2 protein-coding genes and 1 pseudogene are annotated in these 22,700 nt (G+C 69.8%); all 3 read right to left on the reverse strand.

The window, feature by feature from the left end:
• Position 1 precedes the first annotated feature (1 nt).
• Complete coding sequence (locus ACFMRZ_RS09210) at positions 2–11,323, reverse strand: alpha/beta hydrolase (RefSeq protein WP_400178727.1); 11,322 nt, start codon at positions 11,321–11,323, stop codon at positions 2–4.
• Positions 11,324–13,553: 2,230 nt separating this feature from the next.
• A pseudogene (locus ACFMRZ_RS09215) lies at positions 13,554–19,691 on the reverse strand (NUDIX domain-containing protein); the annotation flags it as partial.
• A 170-nt stretch (positions 19,692–19,861) separates the two neighbouring features.
• Complete coding sequence (locus tag ACFMRZ_RS09220) at positions 19,862–22,693, reverse strand: DEAD/DEAH box helicase (protein ID WP_400178728.1); 2,832 nt, start codon at positions 22,691–22,693, stop codon at positions 19,862–19,864.
• Positions 22,694–22,700 lie beyond the last annotated feature (7 nt).

Here is a 22,700-nt window from a genome sequence, read left to right on the forward strand (position 1 = left end):
TCTACGGCGAGTGCTCGCCCTCCGGGTCCATGCGGTAGGTGTATCCCCACGCTTCGGCGAAACTGTTCCACGGACCGGCCTGGAACAGGAAGCGGTCGTAGGCACTCAGGGCCGTCACCTCGCGGACGGCTCGTGACTCGTCCTGCCGGACGCGGTGATACCCGAACAGGTCGTTCGTGACCCCGGTCGTGAGCCCGTTCTCCCGCTGGAAAACCGCCATGTACTCCCCCAGCGACCTGGTGCCGGCCACGCTCGGGAAAATCCACTCGAGCGGCGCCACCCCCGTGCGAGGCGGCGGGGCAGGCGTCGGGGCGCCGGACAATTCCGCGATCTCGGCCGACGACACCGCACCCTGCCCGTACTCCCGCAGGTACAGCTCCACGAACTCCGGTGCGGGAAGCACCCGTCTCGACTCGCGATTGACCACCATGGCTTTCGACATGCCCGCGCGCCGGGCGGCCTCCGCGAGCGACACACCCGCGTCGTCGCGCAGGAACCTGAGGAATTCGCCGGTGTGCCGGTAGCCCTCGGGGAAACGCGGCTTGCCGGGCGTCAGGGCGCGCAGGTACGCCTCCGCGTCGGCTCGCTCCGGCCGTCGGCGGCCCGCCTCGATGTCCGCGACGTCCTCCGCGGGAACGCCGATCTTCTCGGCGACGAACCGCACCGGCAGGCCCACTCGCGCCCGCAGCACCCCGAGGCAGGCGCCGACCTCCACGCTGTCGTCGACGGGACCGGTTCCGGCCGTCAGCGCCCGCAGATGCGCCTGCCACGCCGTGGTGGCGGGAGGCAGCCGTTCCGACGATTCCCGGTGGGCGACAGTCACTTCCAGCACGCCGAGCCGATGGGCGAACCCGCCGGGCCGGAAACCGGCCTGCTCCCGGAAGAACCGCAGCCCCGCGCCGACGACCGGCCCGCGCACGGTCGCGAGCGCGGGAAAGAAGTGCTGCGCCAGCGCCGAGTACAGCCGCCGGACCGCCGGCTCCCGCCGCATCAGGGCACGCAACTCGCCGATCGCGTTCGAGGCCCCCGTGGGGAATTCGAGGATCGCGTCTATCTCTTCGCGCAGATGGGGAAGCGCGACACGCAGCGCACCCAACCAATCCTCGCCACGGTCGTACCCATGCGGGTGCGGAACCGCCTCCCGCCCAGAACTATCCGTCGCATCATGCGGCCGGGCACCGATTGCCTCGTCGTTCACGGCGGCCGACCACGGCGTCGCATTCGGCACCGGCCGACTCCCGATGTGTCCCTCCCCGTTCTCGCTTTCCCTGGACACCGGCCGCGACTCGGACCCCGCCTGCCGCCTGGTCCACGGCGTCGGCCGCCCGCGCTCGCCGATGAGTCCCACCGAGCCGTTCCCGGCCCGGGTCGTGCCCAGTTCTTCCGCCCACACATGGGTGTTCCCCCAGTTGTCTTGCTGTACAACCGGTTTCAACCTGAGTACGTCGTAGCCCGCGGACCGGAGACCGGCGCGCAGGGCCGGATTACGAAGGAGCATGTCGGTGAGGGCGTCGTCGTGGTGGCCTTCTTCCGCGATCACCGCGACGGTGTGGCCGGGGAGCAGGACGACGCCGGGCGCCACGCGCACGGTGCCGGGCCGGCGGCGCAGCAGGTCGGCGGCGACCGTGGCGACAGCGGCGTGGTCGCGGGCGTCCTGTTCGGCCCACCAGCGCGCGGTCTCCTCGGCGAGCCGCTCGATGATGCCGATCCTCGCCTCCGTCGCGGCCGCGGCACTCGCCCAGGCCTCGGCGCCGAGCCCCGCGCCGGCCGCCACCCGGCGTTTGGCGCGCAATTCCCGGGCGGCGTGCTCGCGCAGGCGGGCGATCTCGGCGGTCCAACCCGCCCGGTTCAGCAGTTCGGGGTGCCGGACTCCGGCCTGGTGGCCCAGGGTGTGGCAGCGCACTTCGCGCAGTCGGCTGGGCCGGACGTAGGTCAGCTCGACTCTGTAGTAGTTACCGGGTTCGCCCTCGAGGACGTCGATGACGACCTCGGTGAACCCGCGCCGGTGCGCCATCTTGCCGGTGAAGGTCGCGGTGCGCGCCGCGTCCTCGGGTGACAGTCCGCTGCGTACGGCGGCGTTGAACGAGTCGAGATTGTCGGTGAGCCCGAAGCGTTCCCGGGCCCAATAGTCCGTGATTCCGTGCACGATGTCGCCGAGTTCGCGCCACACGTCCTCGAACATCGCGCCGCCGGACGGCGTGCCCGGCCCGGTCATGAAGACACTGAGCAGCTTTCCGGACAGATCGACCTCGCCGCGGGCGCCGACGGGGTAATACCTGTCGTCCATGTCGCCCGGTGCGGCCGCGTACAGATTCCGGTACCGCCCGACCGGCGTTGAGACAATCCGGCCGGTCAGATCCAGCATGGTCCGCTCGTACCACTGCCCCAGGCCCCGGTTCTCGAATTCGGCGGCGAGCGCGCCGAGGTGGTGCCACAGCGGCAACAAGTCGGTCGCGAGGGTGTCCTCGGCCCGGTCGGCGAGTGCGGCCCGATCCCCGGAGACATCGAAATACCTTGCGAGAGGGCCCAATACGGAGGTGAGCCAGCCGACGTCGGGGGCGCCACCCCGACCCCGCGGTCCGGTGCCCCGATCATCGCTCGGATGCCAGCCCGCCGCGACGCGCTCGGGCCACGGCCGTGCGCCGATGCTGCCGTGGTCGTCCGAGGACGGTGTGCTGCCGATGTGGTCGGTCGGCGCCGGACTGTCGTCGGGACGGTCGGCTCTGGCACGCAGGCTCGGTACCAGCTTGTACAGGAAGCGGCGCTCGAGATCCAGCAGGGCGTACGCGCGGAGCATCGCCATCGGCAGTTCGTCGAGACCGTAGACGAACGGGCGCACCGCGGCGGCGACCGTATCGATCGCCGCCGGCAGCGTGTGCAGGGTCGCCGGTTCGAGCTCGGTGAAGACGTGCTGCCACACGCCTCCGGTGAAGGCGTCGAGGACGGCGGCCGACCCGCTCCCGTCCCGCCGCTCGTTCCACGCGTACCCGAGGGCCTGCAACGCTCTGTCGACCTCGTCGTAGCGGTGCAGCACCGCGCGGCAGGTGTTCGCGTCCACCTCACCCAATGAGGTCGCGACGTACTCCGGGTAGTAGGCGGCGCTGTTGGCTTCCCGGTAGGACTCTGCGCCGGTGGCCGTGCGCCACAGCTCGATCGCCGTCGCCAACCGATCCAGGACGCCCTCATCCGGCGGTGCGATCCCCGTCGGCCGGTCGAGTTCGTCTGTCGCGGTGAGCAATCGGTGCGCGTTCCGCCAGCGGCGGCCGACGGCATGTTGCTGCCCGGTGGCGAGCGGATCCGAATCCAAGTGCGCGAGCGTGCTTTCCATCTCCTCGGTGGTCAGGACCGCATCGGGATCACCGGCCAGCCGAGGATCGCCCGCCGCCCGTCGCTCACGGCTGAACTCGAGCAGCTCACCGTCTCGAAGCTGCTCCAGCTGACGCCGTCCGTCGGTATCCGGCGCCGCGAACCCGGGGTCGACGCCCAGCGCGCCGGCGGCCAGCAGCATCTCCGCACGCCACGAGAGTTCGTGGTCCTCCGCCGGGCGGCTGCCGATCAGGTCTTCGGGACCGCCGGGTGCGGCGGGGTAGCCGAAATGGTCACGGAGAACGGTTCGGAGTTGGCGGAGGGCAGTGTGGTGGGCCTCGACGTGAGCGAACAGGGCGTCTTCGGACAGGCCGTACTCACCGACGCGGAGGTCGGTGAGGAATTGCCGCATGCGCAGCCACCGCATGCGGTCAGGGTGGCCGTGCGCCGGGTCTTCGGCGAGGCCGAACGGGAGCGGGAACAGCCCCGAGGTATCCGGTTCGCCGAACGCCCGGTCGAGGCGTTCCGGCTCCGGCCGCGTCCGATCGTCGTGTACCGGGTCCGGGGCGGCGGCCATCGCGTGGATCTCGGGGTCCGAACAATCAAGCGAGAGTAGCGGATCGGTGGGCAGGCGGTGGTCGTGGAAGGATTCCAGCGCTGCCAAGTCGGTGTGCGCCTGGTGCAGCACCAGGAGCCTGTAGGCCAGGTTGTGGTGCTGTCGGCTCGCCCGGATCAATTCGGTGACGCGCGCGTTGTGCCGCGTGAGATCGGCCGGGCCGGTTGCGCCGGAGAGCGATTCGGCCGGCGTGCGCGATTTCGCGGCTTCGTGCAGCTGCTGCGCCTCGACGTATCGGGTCACCGCCGCGGCGATTCCGCGCGCCAAGTCGCTCATGTGGTCGCGGCGCTGCCGGAGCGCGTCCCGCCGGGCGGCGACGATGTCTCCCGCGAGTTCCCGATCGAGTCGTTCGGCCGCCTCGCGGTACCGGAGTTCCCACTGCCACAGTTCGGGCAGCACCTCCGCCATGCGCGCGCCGGGGTCGTCGGAAACGCCGGAGTCGTCGTGCGCCGCCGCGACCACGGCCTCCCCGGCCGGCTCGTCCGCGTCGGCACGGATCATCTCGGCGACGATCGGACCGGTCTGTCCGCTCCCCTCGACCCACAGTGTGGCCGGTCGCTTCCGCGCCCCTTGCAGGGCATCCAGCCCTCGGACGAGTCGGCGCGCCAGCTCTTCGGACGACTCCGTGTCCTCGGCGCCGGAGCGGCGGAATCGCAGGTGAGCCAGCATCGCGACCTGGTGATCGCCGTATCTGTGCCGCGCCCAGGCGAATCGGGCGGCGGCGGCCACCGCCTGGGCGGCGAGCGTCGCCGGGTCATCGGTCACGTCGAACACGAAGGTCAGCACCTTCCGTGCCGGTCTCCCGGATGGCAACAGGTCGGCGAGTTCCGCGGACAGCGGCAGCTGCGTGCCGAGGTCACCGAAGGACAGTGTCACGTCGGCGCGGTCCGGGTCGGCTATGGCGGCGGAGTAGGTGTGCGGCAACACGATGTCGTGTTCGTCGGCCCACGTCCGAGACATCGTCACCGCATCCGCGACCAGGGTCGCGACCGAGTCCGGCCCCTCCGACCTCATGGCGCGCGAGATCTTCGCGTCGTTGATGCCGGAACGCACATTCGCGGGCATGCCGTCGACATCGCCGAGCAGCTCGGGCAGCTGCGCCCAGTCGGCCGAATCCCCGTCCGGGTGGACGAATTCGCTGGCGACGGCGCTGTTGGCCCTACCTCGTTCGCGCGCCTGCGCACTCGACTCACCCGGCGACGCGGCGCGGAACAAGGCGGCCGCCGCACCGGCGGAGAGCCATTCGCCGGTCGGTTCGGACGACAGAATACGCACCGGCGCACCGGCATTCGACTCTGCGCGGGAGCCGACGCCGGGGCGCGGGTCGGCCAGCACCACCGCGTGCACCCCGTCCGCGGGAGACAAGCCGGTGGCGGTCGCGGCGAGACAGCCGGTGCCCGCCGCCACCACCGTGACGTCGGCCGGCGTCGGGTTCACCAGGCGTCGATAGTGGTTGTCCGCCAGGATCTGTCGGCGGAGCAGCAGTCCGCGCGTGCGCTGCGACTCCGCGTCATCGCCCTCGGGCCCGCGCCGCCAGGCCACGACGGAGACACGCAGGTCCGGGGTGAGCTGCCGGACACGCCGAGCCAGCTCGGCGGCGGTGACGAAATACTCGGCGGCGGGGTCGGCGGCACGGTCGAGTGCGAGATATACGACCTTGTCCGCCCACTCGGGATCCTCACCGAGGACGAATTCGTATTCGCCGGTGTCGAATTCGGCGTGCCGTAACGTTTGTGCGGGAGCCGGGACGCCGGACTCCGGAATGCCCGTCAGCGCCGCGATGAGACGTGCATCGGGACTCGTCGCCGACTGCGCCGCCCACTCGTTCGCCTGTCGGCGGGCCGCCGTCGGAATGCCGGGAAGCGTGCCCAGCTCATCGCGGTACTCCCACACCATCGTCGCCTGCGACCACGTATATCCGTGCCGCGCGGCGAAATCGGCTACCTCCTGATTCGGCGGCAGCACATCGTCGGGCAGGTCGGTCCACCAGGAGTGGGTGTGCTCGAGCTGCCGCGGCGTGCCGGGCGGTTCGGAATCCGCGGGGCGGGCGCCGATCAGGTCGTCAGGGGAATCCGCCGGACGGCTGCCGACGGAGTCGGAGTAGTCGACCTCGGCGCCGATGCGGGTATTCCAGTTGATTTCCGGTGGTTGGAGATTGGTGACGTACTCGTGGATCACCCACTGCGGGGTGCCGACTTCGGTCCCGCCGATTTCCGCGTCGGCGAACCCGACGGCGAGCGCCTCCTGCCGAGCCCGCACATCGGTGAGATGCGGGTAGTAAGCATTGCCGGGCAGGCGGCCGAGCCATTCGTCGAAACTCTCGATCAGGCCCTGCTGTCTCAGTTTCCAGTGCGCGTCGCGCAGCACAGTGAGCAGATTGTCGCTGAGTTCGTAATTCGACGCTTGGTCGATCGCGTGCACAAATTCGTGGAGGGCGGTGTCCGCGTACGGCTGTCCGTCGATCGTCTTCGCTCTCCAATATGCTTTATCGCGGGCGCCCTCCTCGCCCAGTCTTCGGTCGCCGGCCCACCTCAGGCTGAACGTTATTTCCGTGCCCTCGAGGGGATCCGTTTTCTTGTCTCGCCGACCGCTGGCTTCGGCACGCGCCGAAGGGAGAAAATCTATCCGTAGCGCACGGATATTCGTCATGAGTCTCCGGAGGCCGGGAGCGTATCGGTACTTGTCGAGGAGCTCGTCCAGTTTTCCGAGGATTTGCTCTACCGCGGTCTCCATGACGTAGGGCGTGTCGAACCCGGCGACTTCGACGTAGGGATGCTTCAGCTTGAACGTTTCGACCAGCCGGGTCTTGGCTTTCGCCGCGTCGTCGAGCCCGGCCGCGAACAGCGGATTCCCGGCGTGCTCCGCGATCTCGCGCAGCGCATCCATCGCCTCCCCCTGCATCTTCAGCGCCGCGTTGACGACAGCGTCGGGGAAGGGCAACTGCCACAGCATGTCCCCGAGCGCGCTCACATGCCGGCCGATGTCGACGATGGTCTGCCGGGGAATGTGATGGTCCCGCCATACCGTGCGCCGGCCCGCACCGCGCACGAAAACCTCGGCGAGGCCGGTCCGCTGTCCGGTAATGGCCTCGTAAATTGCGAGCCGATCGACTGCATCGGGGACAGCGCGCAGCCTGATGGCAGACCAGTCTCGGTAGAGAACGTGGTACTGGGGCGGTTCCATCCGCATTTCGCCGGCCGGCGCTCCGACCGAGCGGGCGATCAACGTATCGGTCCATTTCGCAATGGCTTCCCACACGTCGTCGTAGGTCTCGCGGATGGTCTGGTAGCCGTCTGCGAAAGTCAGCCGCTCGATCGTTACTCCCGGACGTCCTTCCAACTGCTCGATCCGATCGATCGGGGGGATCGCCGGGTCATGTGGTCTGCTGCCGATGAAATCCGAGGGGCCCTGTGAGCCGTCCGGGTCGATCGTCCGCGTGTAAACGCCGGGCGTTCCCATGAGGAACGCGGCACCGTCGCCCACCCGCACCCGCAGACGGCCTTCCCCTGATTCGAGACCCAGGCCGCCGCCGCGTCCGACTCCCTTGCGGCTCGCGGCCACCTGCAACGCCTCGGCGAGCACCGAAACCGTCTGCTGCGCAGTGAAACCCGGTATCGATTCGGCCAATTGCGCGGGCAGGGTCGCGGACAGTCGCTGGAAGCGCTTGCGGTCTCCCCACAGCCGCGCGGACCACGTGGGGGCCGAGCCGTCACCCGGGTCGGTCCATTCGAAATCACCGAACAATTCGCCGCCCCAGTTGTCCACCAGCGGCTTGTACGACGCGGGGACATAGAGTCCTTCGACGGACCCGCGGACGGTGTACGCAAGGCCGGTCGAAGTCGTCGTCGACGTGATCCGCACGCCGTCCTTACCGGAGACTTGCAGCGCGTAATCGACCAGCAGCGCGGCGACATTCGTCAATTCCGGCGGAAGGTCAGCCGGTGCGCCCTGGGGGTCGGTCCACGTGCCCGCGACAGCTGCGCGCACCTCGGCGGCGGACATGGCGGGCGAGAACGCCCCGGGCGCACCGTGTTCCGAGTCGGAGGGGCGAGCGCCGATGGTGCCGTCCGATTCGTCGGGCTCGATCGCCGGGCCACCCGCGCGGCCGACGGTGTCCATCACCTCGTCCAGCCAGTCGTCCAGATCGGCGTCGAACTTGTCGAGTTCGGTTGTCCCGTCGTCGATCTGCTCGGCGGCCTGCACCATGGTGGTGAGCACCAGGCAGTGGTCGGCGCGGTCGCGTACCGCGAGGTCTTCCGGCCGGCGCGCGGCGAGGAGCGGGAAGACCTCGACGACAGCGGCCTGGACGGCGGAGACGGGGGCCGGGTCCCCCGGAGCCTCGATCAGCCGGCGCAGCGGGTCCGGGGTCTCCGCACCCAGTACCGACCCCAGCCAGCGCAGTTCCTCTTTCACCATGCGGTCCAACGCTTCCCGCAGTTCCGGCAGGGAACGCCACCGGCTCAGGTCCACCTCGCCGGACGCGGCGAGTTCGCGCAGGCGCGAGTAGGCCGTGGCGCGCTCGTCCTCGGCCGTGAGCCGGCCGTGAATCAGCTGTGTGAGCGCGGTCGCGTGCTCGATGAGCCGCAGGTACCAGCGATTCCACGGATTGTCGTCTTCGAACGCCTCCGCCAGCAGCCGTAGGCTGAGGTAGCGCTCGCCCTGCTGCACCTGCTGCGCCGGCTTACCGTCGCGCCGCCACTCGTCCACCTGCCGGCGCACCTGCGCGGGGGTCCACTCCGCCCACTCGTCGCCGGGTAGCGCGGCCGCGCTGATGCGGGCCGCCGCGAGAATCGTCGCCAAATCCGGCTCGAGTGCTCCCTGATTCATCCGCCGGTCCAGCGGATACCGGCGCAGGTGCTCGTGCATCCGGCGGATGAGCCGCACGCGGCCCAGCGTGCTCTGGTGCGCGGCCTCGTCGAACGCCGCCGTCACAGTGTCGATGCGGCCGAGTCGCTCGCTCGCACGGGCGATTTCGTCCTCGCCGCGCGGATCGTCCCGCAGCGCGACGACGGTCCGTTGCCGCCGGTGCGCGACATCGTCCCGCACGGCAGCCAGGGTGTCGACGAACGGCGCACGATCGGGGAACTGGGACAGCTGCCACGTGGCCCCGTCCGTCGCGGCGGGCACCCCGGTCAGTGCCCGATTCGCCAGCTCGAGTGCCGCGTCCAGATCGGCGTTCAGCAGGTGGGTCGTGTCATAGCGTTCGACCGCCGCCTTCGCGCGTTCAGCGAGCAGGCGCAGCTCCTCGATGTCGGCCGACAACTCGTGCTCGGGGTCCCGGGCTTCCGCCTCGAGCGAGCGCAGCCGGGCGTGCAGCAGCGTCATCCCGTGCCACGAATCGAGGGACGACACCCGATAGCGCCGGGCCGCCTCCAGGATCCGCCGGTTCCACGACTCGAACGACGTCCGTTCGTCCTCGGCTACGGCGGTCCCCAGCGCGAAGAGTGCGCGCGCGTGCCGCTCGAGGCGTTGCCACTCCGCGGCCAGCCGGTCCGCCGTCGCGAGTGTCGCGCCGAGGACCCCGACGAGGTCTCCGTGCGCCCGGAAGTCGGTGGCCGCCCGCAGCAGTCCGTGCGCCCGGCCGATCAGGCCGGACAGTTCCGCCCCGCGCCGGGCCAGTTCGGTCTCCACCGCCTCGACCGTGCGGGCCCAGGTGTCCAGGCGCTGGATATCGTCGACCAGCTTCGCGACCGGCAGCATCCGGTCGAACTCTCGTCCGGCCGCGAGGATTTCCGGTGTCGCACAGTCTTGTTCGCGCCAGTCGTCCAGCACGTGGCGGAGCCACTGGTCGTCCACCGCCGCGCCGCGGCCGATCTCGAGCATGCCGGCCAGGTCGCGGCGCACCTCCCGGTACCTGGCGAACCACGTCTCCCAGGTGGGCGAGCCGGTCCGCAGCAGTTCCTCGGGATCGATGCCCTCGGGCGCGAGCAGTTCGGACAGTTCCCGCAGCAGTTCCGCGCGGCGCTCGGTGGCGTGGTGGGCGACCGCCAGCCGTGCGGCCGGATCCGTCTCGTCGGGCCCGGATTCCTCGGGACTTCGAGCGGAGGGCACGAGCTCGGTGTAACGCCCGTTCTCGGGGTCGCTGACCCCCCCGAATGTCCGGGACCCGGCTGTGCGGTGAGGCACCCGTTCGCGGGTGGCGCCCCGCCCGGCGGTGATGTGCGCGGCATGGACCAAGGCTTCGTGGGGGAGCCCGGTCGACTCGTCGTAGTGCAGGTAGCCCTGATGCACGGTCTCGACGCCGACCCAGTCCGACGGGAACTCGGCGCCGAGCCGCACCCCGCCGAAAGCCTCGGTGGCGGGATCTATACCGTGGCCGAGGCGGGGATGGAGGCGGCTGTGCGCGCCGGGCTCATCCGCGCCGAACTTGGTGACGACGTCCCGCCACGACGCGAAGATGTAGACGTTGTCCGCGCCGATGCCGAATTCCTCGGCATGGTGGATCGGGCCCGTGCCCGGCGATCCCGCGAGGATGACCGAGTCGATCAGACCGGCGAGCCTGCCGTCGCGGCCCGCGTACGACAAGGTGACCGAACCGTAGCTGTGCCCGTAGAGCCGGTTGACGAGCTGATCGGGGTCGGCGATTCCGGCGCGGCGCCGGGTGGAGTGCAGCGCGGCGATGTCACACGCCAGCCGGTCGCCGCCGACCCGGGCGCGGCGCCGGAAAGCGGCCTTCACGAAGCCGGTTTTCACCGGCCCGGCCGGCGCGTCGTAGCCGATCCAGATGATCGAGGCCAATTCGAGCGACGGTTCGACGCGCAGTGTCTCCTTGTACAGGTTGTGCAGCGGCTCGAACTGGTACGCCAGCGAAGCGGAGGTCGTATTCGTGCCCGGCACATGCCAATTCACCGTGTGCGCGGTGTCGACATTGCCGAGCGCGGCGACGGCCTTGCCCTTGCCGCCGAAGGCGCCCGCGTCGAAGGACAGCAGGTGCAGCGGCGGCCCGCCCGGCGTCTCCGCGGCCTGACGGTCCATCTGCCGCAGGTGATTCCGGATGTGCACCAGGTTGTCGAACCGCTTGCGCTCGGCGACCGTGAGCGCGTTCCGGACCCAGTCGAGCATTCCCGTGCCGACCGGCTTGCGCGCGACGAACTCGTCGAGTTGGCGGCGGATCGACAGCCGGTTGGCGTGGTCTCGGATGACAGCGGGCAGGCCGTCGGCGTTGCCTATCTCGTGCGGGTACACCTGGATGAGCGCCCGCTGCGTAGCGCTCAGCCCGCCGGGTGCGGCGGGATCGCGCAGCGAGTCCCACCACTCCCCGTTCTCGGTCGCACGGCGTTGTGCGGACGCCGTGTGGCGGCGATTGTGCCAGCGTTGCAGGCCGCCCGCGTGGTCGAAGCCGCCCGCGCGCAGTGCCTCGTCGGCAATTCGCCGCTGTTCCTCGTCGAAACCATGGTCCACCGGCAGCGAGCTTCCAGCTGGCGGACTCGTTCTCCGGCGTACGGCCCGAGTCCCGCAGATCTCCCAGTTCCGCGACCGCCGTCAGACATTCGTTCGTCGTATATGTCTGAGCGATAGCGTGATTCGTCTTCCGCACCGCGGTGAGCAGGTCGCTCGCCGGGCCTTCGGCGGAGGTTCCCGCACGGTCTGCGATCGAGGCGGCGAGCCGGCGCACGATATCGACCGCGCGGGAGCCGCGTACGGAGCCCTCGGGTTCGAAGGTGGCGGGCGAGGTCTCAGGTCCGAACTGATTGATGACGATCCGCCGTTCGACCGGGTCCAGTTCGTCCAACGCCGCTTGCAGGTCGGCCGGACTCGCCTGTGCCAACGCCGCGGCCGATTCCATCTGGGTCCGGTGGTATTCGTCCGCGAGCGCCTGCACGGAACGCTGCGCGGCGAGCAACGTCATGGTGCGAATCATGGCGCCGCGCGTCTTCTCGCGAGCGGAGCGCACCGGGCTCACCAGACGTTCCAGTTGCTCCGCGCTCGCCTCCGCGATCAGCCGGCGCGGATCCGGCTGGTCGGCGCCGACCAGTGCGGCGTACATGGCGCTGCGAAAACGGCCGGACTCGGAGGTCACGGACGGGTCGGCGAGACGGCTCTCCGCCACCAACTGCGCCCGCCGCTGCGCGAGCTTGCGCCGGACCGTGGACAGGGCGGCCGACACCGCGCGCTCCGGCATGCCGAGAGTCGCCGCGATGTCGCTGTGCGTCAACCCGTTTCGCGCCAGCGTGAATATCTCGGTCTCGCCGCGAGTGAGCGACAGTCCGTCGGGCAGGTCGTACCGCGAAGCCGCCTCCGGGCCTGTGCCGTCGGCCGCACCGTCAAAGGGTCTGCTGCCGATGCGTTCCGAGGAGTCGGGGTCGAGGGACGCGAGCATGTCGTCGATTCGGTCCCGCATGGCTTCGGCGTTGCGGAGTTCGACCCGGACGGTCTCGACCCGCTCCCGGACCTGGCGCGGCGCGCCCGGCCACCCGGCAGCGTCGATTTCCCGGCGGAGGTCGTCGACCCTGGCCTCGACCATCGCGCGGTCTTCCGTGAGTCGACGTCGTTCCCGCGCAATGGCTTCGGCGTCGCCGCTGCGGGCGACGGCGTGGCTGTCCAGGACGCGCCACGGGATACCCGCGTCGTCGAGTACGGCGCGCAGTTCCGGGTCGGGCGGTTCGGGAAGATTGATGTGGTCGATGTCGGAGAGGGTGACACCGCCGTGGATGTGAGACTCGACGAACTGGTGCCGGCGGAAGAGTGCGCCGGAGTAGTCGCGCTCGATTCCGCGCAATGCGTGATCGTCCACGGCCACATTCGCGGACAGCGGGACGACGCCGAACGACTCCGGGCGCGGGTCGAGCAACGGCGAGGGCATGGTCCGCGCCGGTTTGCCGTCGAACTGGCTGCCCGAGTAGACGAGCGAATCGCCGACGCAGAACGTGGCCCGTTGCCGGACATCGTCTTTCAGCACCACTTCGATCCGGCCGTACATCGCCGCCTTCTCGGTGTACAGCGTGGTGCGGATGTCGGCCAGCCCGGCCGAGGTGGCCGCGTCGGACAGCCCGGCCGGGCGCTCGCCGTCGACCAGCACGAGTCCGTAGACCGGGCGCAGCCGCGGGTCCATGTCCTCGGGGTTGCCGAACCACCGGTCCTCCATCCGCGCCACCTCGCCGGCGCGGCCACCGCCCAGCATGCCCTCGAACTGGGTCTTGAACCGGCCGTCGGCGAGCAGCCCGAACAGTGCCTCCTGCCGCATGCGGATGGCGAGAGGTTTGCCTTCGACCAGGTCGGTGAGTTCGCGAGTCAGCGTTTCGCTCAGCGCGCCGACGCTCAGGCCGAGCTCGCGTGCCAGCTCGGCCGTGTACTGATGCACGCGTTCGTACTGCACCAACTGGCCGGATATCGCCAGCTCGCGTGCCTGCGGGTATCTCGCGAAGAACTGCTCGTTTCGCTGCTGAACCTCGAGCAGGCGCGACGGATCGTCGAAAGTCGCACTACCGAAAATCTTCAGTTGCACGTAGTTGTCGAACAGCTCCCGGTCCAGGACGCGATACGCGGGACGATCGGGCCGTTCGACAGCGGCGGTCTCCGGTTCGGCGGCCGTCGGCACGTCCGGCACGTCCGCCTCGGGATCGAACAAGCCCAGCACGCGCGGCAGGTGCCTGGTCAGGGCCGAGTGCACCTCACCGCGCCGGGCCATCGCCGCCAGTTCCGCGCGCGTGACCCAGCGGGCCTCGGCGGTTTCCGTGCCGTCCGCCACCGGGTCGAACCGCTGCGGCGCGTCCGCGACGAGGACGTGGTACTTCCATCCGCGCGGCCCGCCGATTACATGAGTCCCCCGATGCGCCAATCCGGCCAGGTATTCCGCGTCCGCGCCGAGTTCCTCGTTCATTTCGCGGGCGGCCCCTTGGGCCGGCGTCTCCCGCGCACACAGTGCGCCACCGGGCAGCTGGAAATTACCTTGGGAGAATCCGACTTTCGAGCGGCAGACGAGGAAAACCTCTTCGCCGTCCTCGTCGAAGGTCCGGACCAGCACCCCCGCCGCCCCGTAGTGCCCCCAGTACCCGGGCTCGACCTCACGGTCGCCGGACATTCCGGGATCGTCGAGGATTCGGAAGGGATGGTCCGACTGTTCGTCCGGGCGGTTGCCGATGAGACCGGACGGATTGTCGTCGTCCGGCGAACTTTCCGAAACGGTGTCGGGATAGAACCGGCGCATGAACGCGTCGGTGACTCTTGCCGTGGCGCCCAACGCTTCCAGCTCCGGTGTGGAATCGGTGGGACGGCTGCCGATGTGGGTGCCGTCCTGCTCCGGCCGCGCGCGGTCGAGGTGCTGTGCGAAGGTGCGGACCACCTCGGCGGTGTCCGGGTGCCAGTCGACAGTGCCGGATTCGGCTGCCCAGCGGGTCATTCGCCGGTGTAGTTCGGCGAAGACCGGGGCGACCTGTTCGGGTTCGGCGCCCGGGTGCGGATCGCGATAGCGGAGGATGGTGCGTGTGCCCTGCCGCTGCGCGACGACTTCGAGGTGGCCGGGTTCGCGGCGCAGCGGGGCGAGGGTCAGCGGTATTCGTATTTCGTTGCGGCTCAGCGCAATAGTGTCACGATCGGCCTTCACCCAGAAGTGTTCGCCGTAACCCGCGAACAGCGCCTCGATGCTGTTGTGGAAACCGACCGCGTCCATGTCGAACAGCTGCGGTATCGGCGGCGGGTCGCCTCGCCAGAATCGGCCTTGGCTTTCGTTGTCGAAGGTGCTGTCGTCGAGGCGAATTCCGCCGCGCGCCAACACATCACGCAATTGGGCGGTGCCCATGGGATCGAAGAGCTCGCGGGCCCGGTAGGAGTGAACCGGCCCGTCCGGTCGCCCGTAGTCGTCGGTGGCCAGCGTGCCCCATCCGGCCAGCTCGTCCCCCATGACCGACATCAGCCGGAGCAGGGCGTCATGGTCGTCACCGGCCATCATGCGTCCCCACCGATCCATCACGAACGAGATGCCGCCCGAGCCGGTGGTCAGATGCTCTGTCTTCGAGCCGCTCGCCGCGACGAAATGCCCGGCGTACACGCCGATGGCCAGCGTTCGGCGAGTGGGGAGTCGCGCGGAGCGGTCGTCGAAGAGACCTTCGGGTGCGACACGGTGCGCTGTGTAGTACGGCCGGATGGCGCTCGGCGTCTCGGAGCCGTACCAGGCCAGGACGCCGAGATCGTCCACGGTTCGTTGGACCATCCGCGGCAGCAGGACATTCTCCGCGAGACCCCGCCGCGCGGCGGTGCGCATGGCGGAAGCGGTCGCGCCGCCCGCAGCCGCGATCGCCTGATGGATGTCCATGCGCAGCTGATACAGCGACAGTCCCGCCGCGACGGCAGGCGCGGCGGGCCCGAAGCGATCGGCCGGGGCGGGGGTGGCCGGTCCGAGACGGTCCGCCGCCATCGCCACAGCGTGGTCCAGGTCGCGAAGCAGCGCGACCGCCCGCTCGGTATCGCGGGTGCGGGTCAGGAAATACAGCGCCGCCCGGTAGGCATCGGGGATGTATCGCCGCGCCGCTTCACCGAAAGCCTGCTCCGAGCCGGTACGGGCCGCGGCGAATCCGGCCGCCCGCGAGGGCAACTCGCGCAGCGCGCGCATCAGTTCCGGTTCCCAGTCGTCGCCGTCCCCCTGCGCGAGCAGGTTGTCGTCGGCGAGCCTCGCCCAGTCCGCGGCGTCGACGATACGTCCGATGTTGAGTTCGACCGCGGCGAGCACTCGTTCCGGGAATCGGGTCAACATATCGAGATCGTCTGGTGCGGAATGCCGTTCGTCCGTCTGGAGAGCTCCGATGATCTCGAAGACATCGGCGGCGGCCGCCGCCACCGCCGTCGCCGATCCCGAACCGCCGCCGGCGATCCGACGCCATTGTTCGGCGGCCAGTGCGGTTTGCACCCGAGCCGTGGCGACGGTCGCCGCGCGGGCCGGTGGGTGTCCACGCCGCACGGCGACGAGGCGTGCCGAAGTCTCGGTGTGCGTATCGGCGAGGTGGGTCCTCAGGGCGTCGTCCGAGAGACGAGTTGCCCAGAGCCTCAGCTCCTCTCGCGTCGCGCGCGCCGGGTCCGGTCGGATCGGCGCGTTCGGAGTCTCGTCGCGCTCCTGTTCGGCGGAGTCCGACTTCGGCGTTTGCGGACCGCTCAGACCTGCGATGATCCTCGCGATCTCGCCCGGTGCGCGCATCAGGGGCTCGGTCACCTTGGGAGCGGTCGGACGCGGGGCCGGAGCGGGAACGTGCGGAACCTCGTCCACGGTGACCGACGTCCGGTCCAGAATCACCCAGACCTCACCGTAGTGTCCGCCCGGATCGACGGCGTGGTAGCCGGGGTAGCCCATCGCGGCCGCAAACCGGCCCGTGTCCGCGAGCACGGCCCGGCGGTGCCCGAGGTACTCCTGGCGGGCGAGCACCTCGGGCCGTCGCGGACGTGCGGCCAGGTCTTCCAGTTCGGCATCGATGGCGTCGAGTTCGGCGCGCTGTTCGGCGCGCACCCGGCTGTAATCCACGGCCCGGGCGAGCGATTCGGGCCTCATCACCATGCGCAGCACGCGGTCCGGGCGGTCGTCGGCGTACTCCAGCGCGGATTTCCTGCTGGTGGTGACGTAGGTGCCGTTGCCGTGGTCGGCGCCTTGCCATCGTCCGGGGAAATACGGGCCGCTGCGGAACAGCTCCACATGCTCGGCCGCACTCACTCCGCGGAAGAATTCGCGACCGCCCGCGGCGATCAGCGCGTCGAGTTCGGCCGCCCCGGCGACGACCGGCAACCCGTCGAATCCGCGCTGCTTGCAGATTTCGCCGAGCGCGGGGTCGGTGGACCACTGGTCTCCGTGAACCATGGGCGCGAGTGCGGCGTAATCCAATTCGCTCAAGGGACTACTGCCGACGGTGCCCTCGAGACCGACGTCGGCGTCGAGGCTTTCGGTGTCCGCGGGCGGCCGGCTGCCGATGCTGTCTGAGCCCTTGACTCGCCAGTCGGCCCAGACCGCCTTCCATGTCGCCGCGGTCGCTCCCGCCCTATACAGGTCGGCCAGCAGGTCAGGAAAAACGACGTCACGTTTCTTGGCGAGCCGCCGGATATTGACAGTGACCTGGCGCGCGCTGCGCGCCGCAGACGACTCGGTCTGTCCTCGCCGCTGGTACTCCCAATAGCATCCGATGACGAATTTTCGCGCGTCACGCATGACCGCCGGGTCGCGGTCGGTCGGCGTTATATAGCTGAGAGCGTCGCGCAATTCCTTCTGCATTCGCGGTACACCGGAAGCGGCGTCGTCGGAGTCCGGGGTGCCCGATGGGTGACTGCCGGTGGATGCGAGTTCGAGCATGTCCTCGTACGCCTCGTCGACCTGACGCCACAAACCTTCGTCCACCGGCACCGGTTGATCCAGTGTTTCCTCGGGAGGGATGTCACGGACGGCCGTATCGGTGACCAGATCCCCGTGCTCGTCGAAATCGATTGTCCGGAAGAGGCGTTCGGACTCAGGCAGCCGGCCGATGAACTTCTGCTGTTCGCTCCGCCATTTCTCGAACTCGACGGCCTTGTTGAGCAAGGTGCGGCGGTCCGCCAGGTCCGTCGCGTCGAAATCGTCGTCGGTTCTGCCGTCGCGGGACGCCGCGAGGTCCACCACCACCAGGTTCGGTTCTTCGCCGGGTTTACTGTCGTTGACCAGCACCACCAAGTGGTTGTCGGCGTCACCGCTGCCTTGTCTCTCGGTGTTCTTCCATTTGTAGACCAGGACCTGCGCGCCGCCGGGGCGGTTCTTCAACGATTCGACGGCCTCGTCCAGCGTTCGGGAGTACTTCGCCGAGCCGCCGCGGAACGACCCTCGGACGGTGGCCCAGTTGTGGCCACGCAGCGGGATGCCGCCGGGCGGCATGGTGAATTGGTCGGCGTTGGCCTTGCACAGCACGCGCATCGCGGTCACACCGTTGTTGACGCAACTGTTGGGGCTGCGCCGGTGTAATTCGGTCACCAGATCGAGCAGGGCGGTGGTGGCCAGGTAGAGCGATGCCGCGGCGACGACGTCATCGGAGTCGGCGAGTGGGACACTGCCGTCTACGAGCAGATTCCGAGATATGGCCTCGCCCAGCACATCCCGGGCCTTGGCCGGTGTGATGTCGGAGAGCGGCACAGCCGGGTCCCGGGTCGCGTCGTCGCCGAGGGCACGGGCCAGCTCGACCTGAGCGGCCGACACCGCGGCGCCGAGATGACGCATTCCCTCCGCGCCCTCGATGTCCGCCGGATCCCAGCCGAGCGTTCCGGCCAGCCGGTCGCGCAGCGGCGTGAGGTGCGCTCGTGCCTGCTCGTCGGTGAACAGTGCCTGCTGCAGTGCCTTTCCGGGCGCGGTCGCGTCGAGGTACTGGCGCAATGTCTCGACGGCGGAGGCCGGGAGGTTCGCCTGCGCGAGAGATCTCGGCAGGGCGTCGCCGTTGTGGTGAGCGGTCGCTTCGTTCCCGTCGAGTGCGGCGCTTCGGGCTCGGTCCCGGGTGGGAGCGGAGTCTCGGTCCAGCGCATCGGTTCGGCCGCTTGTGTCGTCCCGGCCGCGCTGATCGGGCGCGGTATCGCGGCTCTGCGCGTCGTCCTGGTCGAGCGCTGTGGCGAGGGCGGTCGCCGTCGAGCGGTGAATGCCGAGCAGGGTGGCGAGCCGCGCGGAGCGGTCGGTGAGGTTGTCGAGTTGGCCGGAATCGCTCGGTGCCGAGGACGGCGTCGGGTCGAGGATCGCAAACGGATTGGTGATCGGCGCGTAGGTCCGGATGAAGGCCTCGGTGGCGAGGTGGTGGGCACGTTGTTGCAGCCCGGGCACCAGCGAGCCGAGCTTCTCGCCGGCCTCGACCAGCTTGTCGTGGGTGGCGGATGTGGGGTCGGCACGGTGGGCCGTGACGGCGTCCTGGTAGGTGACGACCGCCTCGCGGACCCCGCGCAGGTGCATGGCCTGGCGGATCAGTGCGTCCTGCGGCGACATCAACGCCTGTGCCGTCCCGGATTTGCCGTTGCGGGCGGTACGGTTCTTTGCCTGGTCGTAGATGTACTCGTGTTCGGGGACCTCGGTCATCCACACGTGCATGCCGCCCTTGGCCTCGACCGCGTCGGACACCGAGATGTCCACCCCACGCTGGCCCTGCCGGTTGATCACCAGGATCTTGCCTTGCTCACCAGCGGCGTCGAAGATCTCCTGCAGCTTGGTTTCCCACTCCACGCCCCACTTCGCGATCCGATCGGCGTCGACCGCCTCGATCGCGTCTCGGGGTATCCCCGCCCTCAGCAGCGCGTTGACCTGCTTTTCGACCAGATCGTTACGGTGGCACAGGATTTCCTGGAACCGGCCCTGCCCGCCGTCCCACATGTCGTGGGCGTAGCCGGCCAGCGCGTTCAGTTTGGCCCGGGTGTTCTCATGCACATCGGGCTGGCCCTCTATCAACCGCGACGGGTTGAACGGTTCGATCGCGTGCGGCGCTTCCAGCCCGTATACCGTCTTCAGGACGTGGCCGAGATCGGTCAGTGTTCCCGAGGCGCCGGTGACATGATCGAAAAACCGGTCGCTGCCGTAGATCTCGGCCGCGGTGATGGACTTTGCCGAGTCAGGATCGGCGCGCACCGCGATCCCATGTTGCTCGGCTTGCATCCCGAGAGCCTCGGCCGCCCGAATCTCTTTAGCCTCCACTGCTTGCGCCAGACTCGCTTTGCCAGGCTCGGCGCTCCACCGTGATTCGCTCGTCGTCTTCGGATTGCGTTGCAGACCGTGCTCGCCCTGGTCGATGATGACGATCTTGCCCTGATCCATCACATAGTGGGTTTTGTTGCGCGTAGTGAACTCCGCCGCGGCGGCCATGTCGAGCCGCGACGACCCTCTGCGCGTGAGCCACTGCTCGCCGCCTGGGAGCGCCTCGACCTTCGCCTGTCCCGCCGGTGTCAGTGCCGCCTGACCGTCGTACCAGTACTCCGTTCCCACCTCGAGAGAGCCGTCGGGCAATCGCACGTCGACTTCTTCAGCGAGCTGTTTCAGGCCGAAATCCTCGTGAGACAGTTGGCCTTTCGCGAGCGCGTCGGCGAGGAAGTCGTGGGCGGCGAACACCTCCTGAGCCGTGGCCTCCGGCGCCTTTCCCTGTACGCCTTCGGATTGGATGTACGTCTTCTCCCCCGGTCGAAGATCGCGTCTATCTCATCGATCACCACCCGGCGCGGCGGCGTGTGACCGGCGTTGCACAGATGTCCGACCGTCTCCCCGGTGGCCACCACGATCGCAGGGCGGCCCGGTGTCACACGACCGAATCCCGTGTTCTGATCGGCCCGCAGCGCGTCGATTCCGTAGCGGCTGAGTATCCGCTTATATTCGGTGAATTCCCGATGCGCCAGCCCGTCGACGGTTGTCACCAGCAGTGTCGAACCGTGCCGGACCGCCTGATGCAGCGAATACGACATGAACATCAATGTCTTGCCCTGCCCTGGCGGCATCTCCACCAGGCGCCGGTCCATTTCGAACCTGCCCTCCAACTGCGTCGTCCGCAGCACCATCCCGCCGAGCGTTTCGTCGGTCGTGTGCCGCCGGATGATTTCCATTCCGGCGATGAGCGATTCGTGCGCGTCCTCGTGGAACAGCCCGGCCTGCAACACCTCGTCCGGCATATTCGACAACTTCAGCGCCTCGGGAACGTCCTCCCCGGACCGCGCATGGAAATCGGCCAGCACCTCGTCGGCTCGATCGCGAGAACCCGCCCCTTCGTCGCCGGACGTTCCGGCCCGCTTCCCGGCCTCGGCCGCCGGCGCGCCGTCTTCGGCTGTGGCACCGGGGTTCTCGTTGCCCGGCCGCTGCCCGCCCGCCGCGCCGTCCTCGGATCCGTCGGCAGGCTGCGCGCCTTCCCCGCGCTGCCCACTGTGCGCACCGTCCTGCGTGGTGGCATCCTCGCCCTCCGCACGCTGCTCGTCCCGCGCCCCGTGCTCGGCATCGGGCCCAGGCTCCTCGCTGCCCTGCCGCTGCTCGGTCCGAACACCCTCTTCCGCAACGGAATTCGGCTCCGCAGTGCCGCGCGGCTGCCCGGTCGCCACACCGTCCTCCGCGACGGCGCCCTCCCCCTCGTCTGCCGCACGTCGCGCGGGGACCGAATCCTCTCCTTTGCTCCCGCGAGGGTGCCCGGACGCCGCATCGTCATTCGCGACGGAGTCTTCCCCACGCTGCTCGCTCCGCGTGCCGCCGTCGGCGTCACCTTGCTCGCCCTCGCCCGGACGCCGCGCGGACGTGGCCGTGCCTTCCCCTTCGCCGCCGGGCGCGGTGGAGTTCTCGCCTTCGCCGCGCGCATGCTCTCCGGCCCGCGCATCGTGTGCCGCGGCGGAGCCCTGACCTTCGCCGTCCCGGGGCTGTGCGGGGACGGGGACCGCGTCATCGCCCGCGCGCGTCGTGGTCGACGTCGGAACCTTCGGCGGGGCAGCGGTTTCCGCGCCGGACGTCACGCGCGGCCCGGCCGGCGCCGCACCGCGGGCAACCTCGTCACCGCCCGGCGCGCGCTGCGCGGCGGCGGGAGCGGACGCCACCGCGCCGGACGACGCCGGCGTCGTCCCGCTCGGGTGGGCCGCGGCGGCGACGGGCGCCAGCGCCGCAGCGGCCAGGACCGACGGCGCGGTCGCCACGGACGGCACCGGCGCGGCACCGGGCCCCGCGGCCACCGCTCCGGGATCCCCCGCCCCGCCCGCAGTCGTGTTGGCGGGCTGCGCCTTCCACGCCGCGCGCGCGGTCTCCCACGCCTGCCTGGACTCCGCCGAGATCTTTATCGGCGGCCCGGCCGAGAACGAGTCGGGCGGGGTGAACATGCCACCGCCGTCGACCACCGGGCCGGCGGCCGGGCCGGGCCGGGAGTGCGCGCCGGGTTGCGCGTGGACGGTTCCGGCGAAGGCGCCGTTGAGCATCGGCGCCAGGATGTGCTGGTAGTCCTCCGGCCACCCGGTGATCATGGCCGCGGCGGTGAGACCGGCGGCCGCGCCCGCGGTTCCGTGCACCAGTCCGGCCAGGGTGCGGCTGGTCTCCATGCGGGGAATCATCTTCGGCCCCACCTTGGCGGCCAGTGTGCCGCCCGCCGCACCGCCGGCCCCGGCGGCCCCCGCGACGAGGATCGAGGTGACGTCGAATCCGGTCGGGTTCTCCCGCTCGTCGCCGATCGGGTCGAAATTCCGGTCTCCGGCCGCGACCTGCAGGACCTGCACACCACCGTCGACGATCATCGGCAGCGCGGCGCTCTGTATCGCCGTCACCGCGAAGCGAACCGGTCCCATCGCCGACAGTGCGGCCGTCGTCTTCGCCGCCAGCCGACCGTAGGCCTCCTTCAGCCCCGCGCGCATGAGCTGGGCCTCGGCTCGGCCCTCCACCAGGGTCGCCTCCACGGCCGGCAGGGCCGCCATCTGCCCGGCGGGACCGGCGGCGGAGGCGGCTGCCAGCATCCGGATGATCCGGAAGACCAATTCGACGCCGAACGCGAACATCACGCAGATCGTCTTCTCGGCTTCGTTGGCGGCGCCGTCCGCCTGGTCGGCCAGGGTAAGCGCCTGCTCGCTCAGCTTGCCCGCGCCGTCCTCGTGCGATCGCAGCATCTCACGCAATCCGTCGGCGAACGCGCCCACCGAATCCTGCTGCGCCAGTATGCTTCCCGCGTCCTGCGCGTGCTCGCCCAGCGCACCGGCCCGCGCCCGCAGTCCATCGGCCAGCTCCCGCATCCGGGTGATCTCGGTGCGCGGCAGGTTGCCGCCGAACACCACGGCTTCGACCACCCCCCGCGCCGGGTCGGGCAGGCTCTCGAACACCTGCCGCGCCTGCTCCACGGGGTTCAGCGCTATCCCGTCTCCCATCGGCGCC

The sequence above is a fragment of the Nocardia sp. N2S4-5 genome, assembly GCF_044628355.1.
Taxonomy (GTDB): domain Bacteria; phylum Actinomycetota; class Actinomycetes; order Mycobacteriales; family Mycobacteriaceae; genus Nocardia; species Nocardia wallacei_B.

What these genes read in the sequence shown, in the direction of transcription:
- ACFMRZ_RS09220 (WP_400178728.1), bottom strand. Translation starts at nt 22,693, where the DNA reads ATGGGAGACGGGATAGCGCTGAACCCCGTGGAGCAGGCGCGGCAGGTG.